Source organism: Streptomyces sp. NPDC057617 (genome assembly GCF_042800555.1).
Classification (GTDB): domain Bacteria; phylum Actinomycetota; class Actinomycetes; order Streptomycetales; family Streptomycetaceae; genus Streptomyces.
Genome location: NZ_JBHVGV010000012.1, coordinates 58,446 through 72,247 on the forward strand (window position 1 = coordinate 58,446; position 13,802 = coordinate 72,247).

Sequence of the window (13,802 nt, forward strand, 5' to 3'; positions counted from 1 at the left end):
GAAGCTCCGATCAGGCACGCTGCCACAGAATGGTGAACCAGCAACCGAATGACAACGATGTCAGATCGTGGTGCGCCCTGAGCGGCCTGTCAAGAGGTACGGCAGATTTCTGCCAGAAGAACCAAAGCGTACGAACCGCCCGCGGCGGGGCTCCCCCGGGCGGCCCGTCTCAGAACACCCGGACCGGGATCTCCGCCGGAGCCGCGAGCAGGTCCGAGATCTCGTCGTCCAGGCGGACCAGGGTGATCGAGGCGCCCGCCATGTCCAGTGAGGTGCAGTACTCGCCCACATAGCTGCGGCGGATCTCGATACCGCGCTCCGCGAGTTGCCGGTGCGCCAGCCCGTACACCAGATACAACTCCCCGATGGGAGTGCCGCCCAGGCCGTTGACCATCAGAGCCACACTGTCACCGGAGGTGTACGGGAGGTCGTCGACGACCGCTGTGACGAGTTCCCGCACCATCTCGTCCGCGGGCCGCAGCTTCTCGCGCCGCCGCCCCGGCTCGCCATGGATCCCCACGCCCATCTCGACCTCGTCGTCCGGCAGTTCGAACAGCGGGGAGCCCTTGGCCGGCGGGGTGCAGGCGGTGAGAGCCATCCCCATGGTGCGGGTGACGGAGTTGACCTTCGCGCCGATCCGGTACACCTCGTCGAGGTCGGCTCCACGCTCGGCCGCCGCCCCGACGGCCTTCATCACAAAGAAGTTGCCGGCCACTCCTCGCCGGCCGACCGTGTATGTCGAGTCCTGTACGGACACGTCGTCGTCGATGGCCAGTGTACGGACGGTGATTCCGTCGGCCTCGGCGAGTTCCTCGGCCATCTCGAACGCCATACGGTCGCCTGTGTAGTTGTTGACCAGCAGCAGCACGCCCTTCGGGGACGCGACCAGCTTGACCGTCTCGTACACATAGTCGGTGGGCGGCGCGGCGAAGACGTCGCCGGGGCACGCGGCGTCGAGCATTCCCCTGCCGACGCTCATGACATGGGCCGGTTCGTGTCCGGAGCCGGAGCCCTGGACGAGGGAGACCTTGTCGGCGCGCGGCGCGTCGGCGCGCATGATCAGGTTGTACTCGGGGACGTAACGGAGGCTGTCGGGGTTGGCGAGAGCCAGCCCCTGCAGCATCTCGGGCACATAGTTCTTCGGGTCGTTGACGAACTTCTTCATCGGGGTCGCTCCAAGATCTCGACGCTGAGGCACGGGAGGGGTGTTGAGGCACCGCGGAGGTGCTTGTGGCACGGGGCGGGTGCCGGGTCACGGAACAGGTACCGGGTCGGGGAACAGGTCAGGTACGCCGCGCCCATTCGTCGGCGATGCGCTCCGCGATGACCGCGATGGCCACGGCCCCCGCGTCGGGCGAGCCGATGCTGCGCTCGCCGGTGTAGCTCGGCCGGCCGCGTCTCGCCAGCATCGGGGTGGTCGCGTCGGCGGCGGTACGGGCGGCCGAGGCGGCGACCCGCGCGAGACCGACGGGGTCCGCGGCACCACCGCCGGTCCGTACGGCCCGGATCGCCTCCTCCAGCGCGTCGGTCATCGGGATCAGGGCGTCCAGCAGCGTCTTGTCGCCGAGGTCGGATCTGCCCCGTACCTTGATGCCCTCGGCGGCGGCGCGCAGCATGGCGACCGCGTCCGTACCGTCCAGTTCGGTCCGGTCGCTGACGGCTCCGGCCGCCCGGAGGAACGCGGTGCCCCACAGCGGCCCCGATGTCCCGCCCACGCGTTTGGAGATCACCAGGGCCACTTTCTTCAGAAAGGCCGACGGGGAGCTGCGGTCAAAGGTGTCCCAGTCGGCGAGTACGATCTCGAAGCCGCGCGCGAGCGAGTATCCGAAGTCGCCGTCGCCCACGACGGCGTCGAGTTCGCCGAATTCGCGTTCGTTGTCCACCGCGGTCTGCGCGATGGTTCTGACGACGAACTCCAGATCGCTGTTGGCCGTCGATTCGCTGCCCGCTGTCGGTGATGTCGCTGACATGTCGCTCCTGTCCGGCCTGTCGGGCCTGTTCGGCCTCTGTGGCCTGTCCGACCGGCCTGTTCGGCCTGGTGTCACTTCGCGCCAGGGGCGGCGGAGAGCAGGAATTCGAGATCGGCGAGCCGGACGAAAGGACGCGGGTCCGCGCCGAGGGGATCGCTCAGCACCTCCGTGGCGGTCTCCTGGGGCGCGGGGTCGCCGAGGGACGATACGACCAGCAGCGCGCCGGTGAAGTCCTCGTCACCGGTGTAGGCGCTGGGCGTGACGACGCACCCGAGGCCGGCGTCCAGCGCCGAGAGCATTCCATTCCGGCTGTCCTCGATCACGACCACGCCCGAGGGGCCGAGGCCGAGTTGGTCCAGCGCGTACAGATAGATGTCCGGGGCCGGTTTCTTGCGCGGGACGACGTCTCCGGCGAACACGGCGAAGCGCGCGGCGAGTTCGGGCCCCATGGCGAGTTCCAGCACACTCCGTACGGCGGGCTCCGCCGAGGTGGAGGCGACGGCCAGGGTCCATCCGGCGGCGTCGGCCTCGGCGGCGATCCGCCGTACCCCGGGCCGGGGCGGGATGGTGCCGCTCTGGATGATCCCGGTGTACACCTCGGTCTTGCGCCGGTGCCATCTCGCGATCTGCTGGTCGAGCGCGTCGGTGTCACTGGGCAGTCCGGCCGCGGCGATGAACCGGGGCGTGAGGAGCGTCTTCATCCGCTCCTTTCCCCCGCCGACCTTCACTTTCCCGGCGTATTCGCTGTCGCTCCAGCGCACGGGCAGACCGAATTCCCGGAACGTCTGGTTGAACGCGGGCAGATGCCCGTACCGCTCGGTGTCGGCGAGCACTCCGTCGCAGTCGAAGACAAGGGCGGGCATGGTGTCACCCGGCCCGTCCGGCGCTGCCGAACAGCGTCATGAGCGAGCCCGCCATTCCGATCACATCCTGGCGGACGGAACGGAACAGGGAGGGCGGATCCCATTTCTGCTTCTCGGCGGCCGATTCGAGGAAGGCCAGGCTCGACTTCATGAATGTCTCTTTGAGAGCGGTCGAGATATTGACCTTCGCGCAGCCACGGGCGATGAGGTCGTGGAACTGCTCGTCGGACAGTCCGCTGCCGCCGTGGAGTGCGATCGGGAGCGCATGGGCCGCGACAATGTCGGAGACCCGCTGGAAGTCCAGCACCGGTGCGCGCTTGTATGTGCCGTGGGCGTTTCCGATGGCGGGTGCGAAGACATCCACATGGGTTGTCGCGAGGAATTCCAGCGCCACGTCCAGGTCCTGCTGAGCGGCCGCCTTGTCGGTGCCGATGTCGTCCTCGACACCCGTGATGGACTCGATCTCGCCCTCCACATGGGCGCCGTACGCGCGGGCCTCGGCGACGACCTCGACCGTCTGCCGCATGTTCTCCTTCACCGGCAGGCGGGAGGCGTCGAAGAGAACGGAATTCCAGCCCCGCCGCAGGCACTCGCTGATGACCTCGCGCTCCGGACAGTGATCGAGATGCAGGGTGACCGGCACTTCGATACCCGCCGTCATGGACGTCCACATGGCGTACAGGACATCGCTGCCGATCGATCTGACCGTCTTGACGGATGTCTGCACGATCAGGGGCGACGATTTCTCCACGGCGGCCGCGAGGACCGCCTCCAGGGTGAGATCGTTGAAGATATTGATGGCCGGCACGCCGTAACGCTCTTTGAAGGCGTCGGACAGGATGTCGGTCAGCGGTACGACGGACACGGCGGACTCCTGGGCTCGGGCTCACCCCAATGGCCGTCCGGCCCTGGGGCGAGGGCCGGACGCTCCACGTCCATTCGACGCCAGTCGGCCGGGCGCCGCCACTCAGCCGGGATGCCCCCGGCGGGTCCCGCCCTGGGGCGCCGTGGAGTCGGTGAGTGCCCGGGGCGGCTCGACTCCGATTCCCCGGAGGAGACCCGCCACCTTGCGGTCCAGCTCCACGCCCACCTCGCTGACCTGTGGAATGCCGATGCCGGCGAAGACCGTGCTGGGCTGGTCGAGAGCGAAGACCGCCATGCCGGAGGCGTCGCTGTGGACCAGGATGCGCAGCGGCGCGTACAGCATGGCCAGAGGACTGTGGCGGAACATCTTTTCCGCGATCAGGTGGTTGCCGAGCAGATACTCGACGGCCTTGGTGTGGTGTCCCGCGGGCGCCATCAGTGAGGTGCCGTCGATGACTGCGAAGACGAGCAGGCCGTACGGTGCCTGGGCGTCGATGGCCGCCCGTACGTCGTCCCAGGTGCCGCCGGTATCGGTGATACGGAGCGTCGCGGCGGTGTCGAAGGCAGGAGCCGCCTCTTCGAAGCGTCGGCGGAACTCGTCGAAGCCCATCCCGGTCGGGATGTCGAGGCGGGTCATGGTGTGTTGCGTGGCGTGTGGTGCGGTGATGGTCATGGCGTCGGCCGATCTTTTCGAGAGCGCCCTTCATCACGTTACGAGCCGTCGGTGTGTCCGGCACCTTCTCCGGGGACGTCAGCCGCCGGTCCTGTCGGCTCCCGTGCGTGACGCGGGAGCGGGCGCCGGCGCGGTCAGCCGGCCGCGTGCAGGACGCGGCGGTTGTGGACGCGCAGCGCGAGTACGGCGAGATCGGTGAGGGGCGTGGCGACACCGAGGCCGCGGGCACGGTCGCACAGGTCGCCGAGCACACTGTCCACCTCCGTGTGCCGGCCTTCGGCGAGATCCCGCGACATCGAGGAGGTCATCGGCGATCCGGTGGCCGTCAGGGTGGCCCGGGTGGCCGCCAGTGCCTTCTCCGCCACCGGATGGCCCGCCGCCCGGGCGACAGCGGCCGCTTCGGCGAGGACCCCCTCCGCGAAGGCCGTCCCTCCCGGCACCGCCACGATGTCCCCCACAGGAGCCCGCATCAGCGAGGTCACCGCGCCGATCGCGGCGATGAAGACCCACTTGGCCCACATCGCGTCGACGATGTCGTTCCGTCCGCGCACCTCGATGCCGGGGACGTCGAACACCTCGACGACCCGGTCCAGCCGTGCGCTGGTCGAACCGTCCAGCTCGCCCGCCTCGATCTCGATGGCAGGGGCGAGCCGAACGATCGTGCCGTGGTCGTCGAGCTGGACGGCGACCCGGATGACACCGCCGATCACCGCGGTCCCGAACCGTCCGGTGAGTGCGTCGACATGCCGCATGCCGTTGAGGAAGGGCATGACGGCCGTGTCCGCTCCCACGGCCGGTGCGATGTCGTCCATCACCTGGGGCAGGGCGTCGGCCTTCACTGCGAGCAGGACCAGGTCGTACGGCGCGGTGAGCCGGTCGGCGGTGGCCACGTCCGGCCGTACCACCTGGGTGTTCCGGCCGTCGGTGATACGCAGACCGTGCTCACGGAGCTGCTCGGCGCGGGCGGGCCGGACAAGGAAGGTGACGTCGCGGCCGTTGTCGGTGAGACAGGCGCCGACCATGCCTCCGACGGCGCCCGCCCCCGCGATCAGGATCTTCATGTCGTGGCCTTTCACGCGAGGGGTCAGCACCGGCTGCTACGCGGGCGAAGGTACCCGACGGCGAGATCCCAGGCGGGGACTGACCCGCCGCCGGGCGGAGTGGCCGACGGCGGACCCCGACCCGGCCGCCGCACGGCGCTTCAACCGAGCAGCGGCTCAGTGCTGCCGAGGAGAGGGGCTCGCCCGCGACCGCCTCGGGCCAGCCGGGGTTACGAGGTCGCGAACGCCCGGAGGACAAGTGCGAGGAACGAGGAACAGCCGCTCAGGATCGGGTGGCCTCCCGGTGCAGGATCTGCGCCAGCTCGTGCGGCTGGGAGAACATCGGCCAGTGCCCGGTGTTCATCTTCACCAGTCGCCACCGCTCGCTGGTCAGCAGCCGGGCCACCTCCTCGTCCGGCTCGGGACCGTCGAGCAGGCACTTGATGTAGGTCGCCGGAAGCTCACCGAGCGGGCGCGGCAGCACGGCCGGTTCGGTGAGGCTGGCGCCCGGGTGCGGTGTCGAGCCGCCCACGATCCGGGCGATCTGTTCGTCGGTGAGGCCCTGGCCCGCGTATTCGGCCGCGGGCAGGGGTGCCCAGAAGCCGCCGTTCTCCGCGAGCGTGGCCTCGAACACCGCCCGGCCCTGCCACCAGCCGGAGGCGAACGACTCGCCGTCGACCGGAACCCCGGAGTCGACGAAGACGATACGGGCCAGCCGGTCGCCGATCCGTTCGGCGGCCTGGCCGACCGGGATGCCCGAGTAACTGTGCCCCACCAGCACGACCTCGCGCAGATCGTGCCGCTCCACCTCCTCGACGATGTCCTGGACATGGGTCTGCTGTCCGGCCGGCACACCCCGTCTGTCACCGAGGCCGGACAGTGTCAGGGGGTGGGTGCCGTGCCCGGCCGCGCGCAGTCCGGGCACCACCTCGTCCCACGCCCACGATCCGAGCCACGCGCCTGCCACCAATACGAATTCAGCCATGGTCGAAACGTAGCGCGAGGGTCTGACAACGCCCCCCGGCCACCCGCGCCCGCATGCCGTACGGGTTACCCGCTGCGCGCGGCGCGGAGAGCCGGTTCGGGGCGTATGGGCCAATGGAGACACCGTGCCGGCCGGCCCGGCGGCCCGGGCAACGGGCCCCGTCCGGGGCCGGCCCACCGGGCCGACCCGCCAGGTCACCTCACCGGCGCGACTCCGACTCGCGACTCCGACCACTGGAGACAGAATGAACTCCGCACAGCGCCCTCCTCTGCCGCCCTTCACCCGGGAAACCGCCATCGAGAAGGTCCGAGCGGCGGAAGACGCCTGGAACACGCGCAACGCCGAGAAGGTCGCGCTCGGGTACACCGTGGATTCCTACTGGCGCAACCGGTCGGAGTTCCCGATCGGCCGCGACAAAATCATCGCGTTCCTCACCCGCAAATGGGAGCGGGAGCTGGACTACCGGCTGATCAAGGAACTCTGGGCCTTCGACGGTGACCGTATCGCCGTGCGCTTCGCCTATGAGTGCCACGACGATTCCGGGAACTGGTACCGCTCGTACGGCAACGAGAACTGGCACTTCGACGAGAACGGTCTGATGCATCACCGCTACGCGTGCATCAACGACCTTCCGATCAAGGAATCCGAGCGCAAATACCACTGGCCCCTGGGGCGGCGCCCGGACGACCACCCGGGACTGAGCGCCCTCGGTCTCTGAAGTCAGGCCTTGACTATTGGACTCGCGCACCGAAAAGTGTCAGTTACCTCAAATGCATCGGAAAGAGAGGAATCTGCCATTCATGCAGCTCGCTCGTTCAGGCTCCTGATCGCTCCGAAGCGGCTTTCGCGACGGATGCGAGCAGAGGGCCGGCCGTTCGAGCCGGCGCTCCTCACCCCGCTGCTGACAATCGTGGTGATCACGGCGGCGGCCGTCCTCACCCCGCATCTGCAGTTCAACCGCCTGCTGGGAGTGGCGCCGGCGCTGGCCGCGGCCATGTACCCGGTGGGCGGCACGCTGGCCATCGGGCTGCTGGCCATGGTGGCCGACATCGCCCTCGGCCTGGCCACCGAGCACAACCTGAACCAGACTCCGGGCTACTTCACGCTGCTCGCGATCGCGGCCATCACCCTGGCCGCCGCGTACTCCAGCCACAAACGGCAGAACCGCGAGCGCACCCTCGCCGAGGTCCGCGCCGTGGCCGAGACCGCGCAGCAGGTGCTGCTGCGGCCGGTCCCCGCGCGCCTCGGCCAGATCGGCATCGAGGTGCTCTACCAGGCCGCCGCCGCGCACGCCCGGATCGGCGGCGACTTCTACGAGGCGCGGCAGACGCCGTACGGGGTGCGGCTGATCGTCGGCGATGTACGCGGCAAGGGGCTTCCCGCGGTCGAGGCCGCCTCGGTCATCCTCAGCTCGTTCCGGGTGTTCGTGCAGGACGCGCCGGACCTGCCCGCGCTGGCGCGGCGGCTGGAGACCAGCATCAACCGGTACTGCGACCATGTCCCCAGCGAGGATGTGCTGGAGCGTTTCGTGACCATCGTGCTGGTCGAGATTCCCGTCGGCGCGCCCGTCGCGCGCGTGGTGAACTGCGGGCATCCCCCGCCGCTGCTGCTGCACCGCGGTGAGGTGCGCGAGGTGGAACCCAGCCGGCCGTCGGCGCCCATGAACATGGCCGCGCTGCTCGGCGATCACTACCAGGTCGACATCATCCCGTTCACCGTCGGCGACCGCCTGCTGCTGTACACCGACGGTGTGAGCGAGACCCGTGACCGTACGGGGAGCTTCTACCCGCTCACGCAGCGCGTCCGCCAGTGGGCCTTCGCCCCGCCGCGCCAGCTCCTGGACGACCTCCACCAGGACATCCTCACGTATGTCTCGGGCGCCCATATGGACGATCTCGCGGCACTGGTCGCCCAGCGCGTCACCATGGCCCGCGGACTCGCCTGACCTTTCGCGTGATTCGGCGAACGCCCAGCAACGCCCTCGGCCGTGATCGTTCCGCTCGCGCGCCGACGACACATCATGTTCACATGGGAGCGCACAGTAGCCAACCGCTTCTGGTCAACTGGAGGAGTTGTCATGCGTAACCGTCACACCCTGCGCACCACAGTCATCTCGGCCGCGACGGCCGCCGTAATGGCCCTGGGCTCCGGAGCTGCGCTGGCGAGCGACTGGTACGGCTATCCGCTGTCCAATCAGAAGGGGCAGCCCCAGCACATCCGGGCCTGCGGCTGCAGCAATCTGGCCGAGGGCAACCGTGCCTCCTACTACTTCGACCACCGCGGCCAGGACGCCACGATGTACAACGACCGCGACTGCCCGAGAGGGCACGGGCACTACAAGTTCCGGGGCGACGGGGAGCGGAACGCGTCGTTCGGCTGGCGGAGCATCGAGATCCACTGCTGACGTCTGCCACTGACGGCTCCGCCCCCGGCCCCTCGCCTGTCACGGAAGGACGGCGAGGGGCCGGGGCGCGCGGCGGCGCGGGCACGGAGCGCTATTTCACCTCGGACGCGGCGCGCTTGCCGTACAGGGCGGCGCGCAGTGTCTTGGTGGTCTCCGCGACAGCGGCCTTGTCGGACTTGGTGTCCGCCAGCGCGTTGAGCATCATGAAGTCGTGGGTGATCGCCCCGTAGTGGATGTTGGTCACGGGGACCCCGGCGGAACGCAGCTTCGCCGCGTAGGCGTTGGCGCCGTCGAGCAGGACGTCGGAGTCGGTGATCACCAGTGCCTTCGGCAGACCTCGGAGCTGCTCGACGGAGGCGTTGAGCGGCGAGGCGAGCGGCTGGCTGCGGGATCCGATGTCCGGGGCGTAGGCGTTCCAGAACCACTCCATCGCGGGCCGGGTGAGCCAGCACCCCTCGGCGAACCGGTCGTACGACGCCGTGTCGAAGCGTGCGTCGACGACGGGGTAGAGCAGCACCTGCTGGAGGAACTTCGGTCCGCCGCGCTCCTTGGCCATGAGGGTGACGGCCGCGGTCATGTTGCCGCCGACCGAGTCGCCTGCGATGGCGAGCCGGGAGGAGTCGACATTGATCTCGGCGCCGTGGCGGGAGATCCAGTCGGCGACGGTGTAGGCCTGCTGGACCGGTACGGGGAACTTCGCCTCGGGGGACGGCGTGTAGTTGACGAAGATCACCGCCGCGCGGGCGCCGTTGGCGATCTGGCGTACGAGCCGGTCATGGGTCTGCGCGTTGCCGAGGATCCAGCCGCCGCCGTGGAGGTAGACGATGCCGGGGAGCGGGCCCTTCACTCCGGGCGGGCGGACGATCCGGATGGACACGGGTCCTGTCGGGCCGCCGGGGACGGTCCGTTCGGTGATCTCTGCGGGCAGCTTGTCGACGGGGCCGGCCTGGAGTTTGTTGAGCACCTCGCGCGCCGCCGCGTACGACAGGTCGTAGAGCGGTGTCCCGTCGGCCGCGGCGAGCTGGTTCAGGAACTCCTGGGCCTGAGGCTCCAGCTTCACCGGCGGGTTGCCGCAGGGGGCGTACGGAAATGCGGCCTGGTCGGCGGCGACACCGGGACGGCCGACGACGGATCCCGACGGGCCGGCCGCGGGTCCTGCGCAGGCACTGAGCGTGGCGGCCGCGGCGGTGACCGTCGCGACCAGGCCGTAGCGGGCCCTGTGTCGGGAACCCTTGGGTATGGATGGAGCCATGGCACGTCCTTTCCGGAAGGAGTGGGCCTTGGCGATCAGCTTGGGGCGGCGGCGGCCGCGGGGCACGCCCGGCTGGCCCAAACGAGTCGGACCCCCGGCCGGGCCCAGGAACTTCGCGCCGGGCTAGGCGGCGTTGAAGGATCAGCGGCGGCGTACCGGGGGTGCGGGGACGAGGCGTACGACCGTGTTGAGCAGGTGGTCGATCATGTCCCGCGAGGGCTTGTCGGTGAGGTTGGAGAGCAGCCGGGCCAGCGTATTGAGCAGGAAGGGCGAGCCCAGCACGGAGCGGTTCAGGACCGGCTGGAAACCCGAGCGGCTGAAGACGAGGTCGGCGGCGGCGTTGCCGAGACGGTAGTAGCGCCCCCAGCGGCGGTTCATCTCAACGGGGTAGTGGTGGAGCGCGCGTTCGCGCCTCGGCCCTTGCGGGAGGGCCAGGGCGAGCGTCACGCTCTCGGCCGCGACCTCGCCCGCTTCCATGGCCTGGCCGATGCCCTCGCCGTTCCACGGGCTGATCATGCCTCCCGAGTCGCCGACCAGCAGAAGCCCCCTGGTGTAGAGCGGATGGCGGTTGAAACCCAGGGGCAGGGCGGCGCTGCGGACCGGGCCCTCGGCGTTCTCCTCGCGCAGTCCCCATGCGTACGGGGTACGGGCCAGCCACTCGTCCAGCGCGGTGCGCAGGCCGGCGTTTCCGTACTGGCGATGGGGCAGTGCGCCGAGGCCGACATTGACCCGGCCGTCGCCCATCGGGAAGATCCAGCCGTACCCGGGCAGATAGCGGTCGGTCCCCGGAAAGCGGAGGTCGGCCCACAGCTCCAGATATTCGTCCTGGGAACGCTCGGGGCTGCGGTAGTAGCGGCGGGCGGCCGTGGCGATCTGCCGGTTCTTGTCGCGCTGGAGGCCCAGGGCGAGGGCGAGCCGGGCGGAGGCGCCGTCGGCGGCGATCACGATCGGGGCGCGGTACTCCACCGGCTCCTGTGCCTCGGACGTCGCGCCGACGCCGGTGACCCGGCCCGCGCGGTCCAGTACGGGATGGGTCACCTTCACTCCGGTGCGCAGCCGTGCTCCGGCGGCGACCGCGTGGTGGGCGAGGATGTCGTCGAAGTCATGCCGGCTGCGCGAGAGACCGAAGTCCGGATACCGGCCCAAGCTCGGCCAGTCGATGTGGACTTGGCGCTCCCCTTTCACCCACCGCATACCGCGGGAGCGCATCCATCCCGGGGCGTTGATGTCGATGCCCATGCGGATGAGCTGGTGCACGGCCCGTGGGGTCAGACCGTCCCCGCAGACCTTCTCCCGGGGGAAGTGGGACTTCTCCAGCAGCAGGACGTCGACGCCCGCCCTGGCCAGGTGGAAGGCGGCGGAGGAGCCGGCGGGCCCGGCGCCGACCACGATCACATCGGCTTCTTCCTCCGGGGCACGGCCGCCCGATTCCTCCGGGGCACGGCTGCCCGACGCCGAATCCTTTGTCGCTTCGCTCATAGGGGCACCTTCCTGGTACATGAGACAGCCGATGCGGCGCCGGTGACGGCACCCCTGCACGTCATCATCGGCCACGTACGGGCGAAGACGGAACCTGGCCTGGTTGCCCGGCCGACCGCGGGCCCGGGCTCGTCCCCGGCCCTGACCGCGCGCTCGGCCTCCCGATGGCCGAAAGGGTCCTGTACGGCCCCGCCGTCCGCACGGACCATCGTTTTACGGGCACCACTTACGGGCACCACGGCACTGAGGCCGTTCAGGGCTCGATGCCGCTGCTGCGAGACGTCATCCCGAAGCACCGGCCCACCCCCTGGAAGGCGGACATGGCCTCTTCGCCCCTGAACATCCTCTTACCCACCCCGGTCCAGCGCGGCGGCACGGGTCTGCCGAGCGGACGGACTCTGATGATCCATCCGCCGTACGTGCACGACAACTACCTCGCCCGGGACATCCCCTTCGCCCCCGACCGGCTGCCGTTCCTGCCCGTCGCGCCCTTGTACGCGGCGGAGTTGATGGAGCGTCACGGGATCGCGGAACCGACGCTGTTCGACTGCCAGCTCCACGATCTGCGCGAGGCCCCGGATCTGGAGGGGTACGACTCGTACGGGATCGCGGTCATGGGCGCCCAGAACATCGCCCCCGCCGCCGATGTCCACCGCTACCTCACCGTCGACCGCGCGGTGCCCGCCGAGCGCCTGCACATCGGCGGGCAGGGGATAGAGAAACTCTCCCGGGAGGAGTTCGGGCGGATCTTCCCCGGCTCGCAGAAGACCGACCGGCAGGCGCTGTCCGGGCTGCCCGGGGCCATGGACATCGATCTGCGGCGCCAGCTCGACCGGATCCCCGAGGCCGATCTGCGTGTCTATCTCACCCACGAGATGACGTTGCCGTTCAGCCAGGGGTGCATGTTCGGGTGCAGCTTCTGCGGGGCGCAGACGCGGAAGCGCGAGACGTTCTTCAACGTACGGGCCCATCTCGACACGGCCTGCCAGCTCGCAGAGCGGTTCGGTCTCTCGTCCCTGAATCTGTACTGCAGCTCGCTGGACTTCTTCCAACAGGCCCTGCCCGGCGGCGATCTGGAGCTGCTCACCGGGCAACTGGAGTCCATCATCGAGCTGAAGGAGCGGCACCCGGGGCTGCATATCGATCTGCACGCGCTGACCCGCGCCGACTCGTACAACGCCGCGATGAGTTCGGACCACGTCCGCGATCTGGTGCTGAACGCGGGCTTCAACCGCTTCGGTTTCGGTGCCGACGGCGCGGCCTCCGTCGAGGTGCTGCGGGCGATGCGCAAGCACGCCGACACCCTGCGCTCCGATCTGGTCACCGCGTTCCAGCACATGGAGGAGAACGGTCTGACACCGGAGATCCTCTATGTGTTCGGCATCCCCGAGGAGACCCCGGAGACACTGGCGGAGACGCGCGCGCTGTGCGGGCTGCTGCTGGAGACGTTCCCGTCCTCCGAGTACCGCGGCTTCCCCGCGAAGAACGAGATCCCCGGCAACGCCAACTGGAACCGTACGGGGTGGAAGGGCTCCGCGGCCCATCAGCGGCTGCTCGACGAGCCCGACCAGTTCCTGAACCTGGGCTTCGAGACGCTCGCCAACGAGATCTCCCACGAGGACCCGGAGATGCGGCTCCTCGTGAACCACTACGCCGTCGACATGAGCCGGCACGCACACGATCTCGGGCGTGTCCGCAGCTACTTGACGGTCCCCGTCTCCTCGCCGGGCGCGCCGGTGATGGACGAGCGTACGCTGGATGGCTTCCGTGAGATCGCCGCGAACTACGCTCCGGAGCTGACCGCGGACCTCACCACCGAGAACCTCTCGGAACGGCGTGCCGCGCTCAACTCGGCGATTCCGAAGGACTATTGAGGGCGCCGGTCACATAAGGGCGCCAGTGACACCGGACCCCCGGCCATCGGGGGTCCGGTCGGCCGGGTGTGTCGACCGGGTGTGTGCGGTCCGCTCCCGGGCGTTGTCAGGGGAACAGCAGGATCCCCACGAGCACCAGGATGACAAAGGCGATGAGGAACATCGTCCCCCTGCGCATCTTGTGGTGCTCGTAGACCTTCGGTCCCCCGCCGCGTGGCCGGTCCTCGGGAAGCCGAGGGTGTGCCGGCCGGTCTCGTGAGTAGAAGTCGGTGTCGGCCATGGGAACCCCTTAGAGGTCGTGGGTTCGCTCCGGGCCCCTCGTCCGGGACCTGGACAGCAGCCCCATATGGGCGATTTTACCCCTCTCCGACCCTGCCTTCAGGGGCCCTCAAGGGCCT

The 13,802-nt window shown here is 69.3% G+C and carries 14 protein-coding genes; 4 read left to right on the forward strand and 10 right to left on the reverse strand.

Annotated elements, in window-relative coordinates; genetic code table 11:
* Positions 1-169: 169 nt before the first annotated feature.
* The 7 genes from dhaK to ACFU9P_RS27165 all read right to left on the reverse strand — a co-directional run bounded on the left by dhaK (position 170) and on the right by ACFU9P_RS27165 (position 6,395).
* The gene (gene dhaK / locus ACFU9P_RS27135) at positions 170-1,165 is read right to left on the reverse strand and encodes a dihydroxyacetone kinase subunit DhaK (protein ID WP_376382754.1); all 996 of its coding nucleotides are present in this window, start codon (positions 1,163-1,165) and stop codon (positions 170-172) included.
* A gap of 118 nt (positions 1,166-1,283) precedes the next feature.
* Positions 1,284-1,970 carry a dihydroxyacetone kinase subunit DhaL gene (dhaL, locus tag ACFU9P_RS27140; RefSeq protein WP_376382753.1) on the reverse strand — a complete coding sequence of 229 codons (687 nt, stop codon included), beginning with the start codon at positions 1,968-1,970 and terminating at the stop codon, positions 1,284-1,286.
* A gap of 71 nt (positions 1,971-2,041) precedes the next feature.
* A complete protein-coding gene (locus ACFU9P_RS27145; protein ID WP_384085553.1) occupies positions 2,042-2,833 on the reverse strand; it encodes an HAD-IA family hydrolase in 792 nt (263 codons plus the stop codon).
* 4 nt (positions 2,834-2,837) lie between these two features.
* Positions 2,838-3,698, reverse strand: coding sequence for a ketose-bisphosphate aldolase (locus ACFU9P_RS27150; RefSeq protein ID WP_384085556.1), 861 nt, complete (start codon positions 3,696-3,698; stop codon positions 2,838-2,840).
* A gap of 102 nt (positions 3,699-3,800) precedes the next feature.
* Positions 3,801-4,334, reverse strand: a complete 534-nt coding sequence (locus ACFU9P_RS27155) for a DUF302 domain-containing protein (RefSeq protein WP_376382748.1) — start codon at positions 4,332-4,334, stop codon at positions 3,801-3,803.
* A 170-nt stretch (positions 4,335-4,504) separates the two neighbouring features.
* The gene (locus tag ACFU9P_RS27160) at positions 4,505-5,431 is read right to left on the reverse strand and encodes a ketopantoate reductase family protein (RefSeq protein WP_384085560.1); all 927 of its coding nucleotides are present in this window, start codon (positions 5,429-5,431) and stop codon (positions 4,505-4,507) included.
* A gap of 262 nt (positions 5,432-5,693) precedes the next feature.
* Entirely contained in the window at positions 5,694-6,395 is a 702-nt protein-coding gene (locus tag ACFU9P_RS27165; protein ID WP_384085563.1) for an alpha/beta fold hydrolase, read from the reverse strand.
* 244 nt (positions 6,396-6,639) lie between these two features.
* Between ACFU9P_RS27165 and ACFU9P_RS27170 the strand changes: the two genes are divergently transcribed.
* From ACFU9P_RS27170 to ACFU9P_RS27180, 3 genes are all read left to right on the forward strand, one after another.
* Positions 6,640-7,113: a DUF1348 family protein gene (locus ACFU9P_RS27170; RefSeq protein ID WP_384085566.1), complete on the forward strand. Its 474-nt coding sequence runs from the start codon at positions 6,640-6,642 to the stop codon at positions 7,111-7,113.
* Between the two features lie 135 nt (positions 7,114-7,248).
* Positions 7,249-8,340, forward strand: coding sequence for a PP2C family protein-serine/threonine phosphatase (locus tag ACFU9P_RS27175; protein WP_384085569.1), 1,092 nt, complete (start codon positions 7,249-7,251; stop codon positions 8,338-8,340).
* A gap of 132 nt (positions 8,341-8,472) precedes the next feature.
* Positions 8,473-8,799 (forward strand): MiAMP1 family antimicrobial peptide, encoded by a 327-nt coding sequence (locus ACFU9P_RS27180; RefSeq protein ID WP_384085572.1) that lies wholly within the window; start codon positions 8,473-8,475, stop codon positions 8,797-8,799.
* A 91-nt stretch (positions 8,800-8,890) separates the two neighbouring features.
* Here the strand turns inward: ACFU9P_RS27180 and ACFU9P_RS27185 are convergent, their stop codons facing one another.
* Positions 8,891-10,051 carry an alpha/beta hydrolase gene (locus tag ACFU9P_RS27185; RefSeq protein ID WP_376382736.1) on the reverse strand — a complete coding sequence of 387 codons (1,161 nt, stop codon included), beginning with the start codon at positions 10,049-10,051 and terminating at the stop codon, positions 8,891-8,893.
* 141 nt (positions 10,052-10,192) lie between these two features.
* Entirely contained in the window at positions 10,193-11,530 is a 1,338-nt protein-coding gene (locus tag ACFU9P_RS27190; protein ID WP_384085576.1) for a geranylgeranyl reductase family protein, read from the reverse strand.
* 164 nt (positions 11,531-11,694) lie between these two features.
* On the opposite strand from ACFU9P_RS27190, the gene ACFU9P_RS27195 reads away from it, so the two are divergent.
* Complete coding sequence (locus tag ACFU9P_RS27195) at positions 11,695-13,404, forward strand: hypothetical protein (protein ID WP_384085579.1); 1,710 nt, start codon at positions 11,695-11,697, stop codon at positions 13,402-13,404.
* A 106-nt stretch (positions 13,405-13,510) separates the two neighbouring features.
* On the opposite strand, the gene ACFU9P_RS27200 is transcribed toward ACFU9P_RS27195, so the two are convergent.
* Positions 13,511-13,684, reverse strand: coding sequence for a hypothetical protein (locus ACFU9P_RS27200; protein WP_376382730.1), 174 nt, complete (start codon positions 13,682-13,684; stop codon positions 13,511-13,513).
* Between the last annotated feature and the right edge of the window lie 118 nt (positions 13,685-13,802).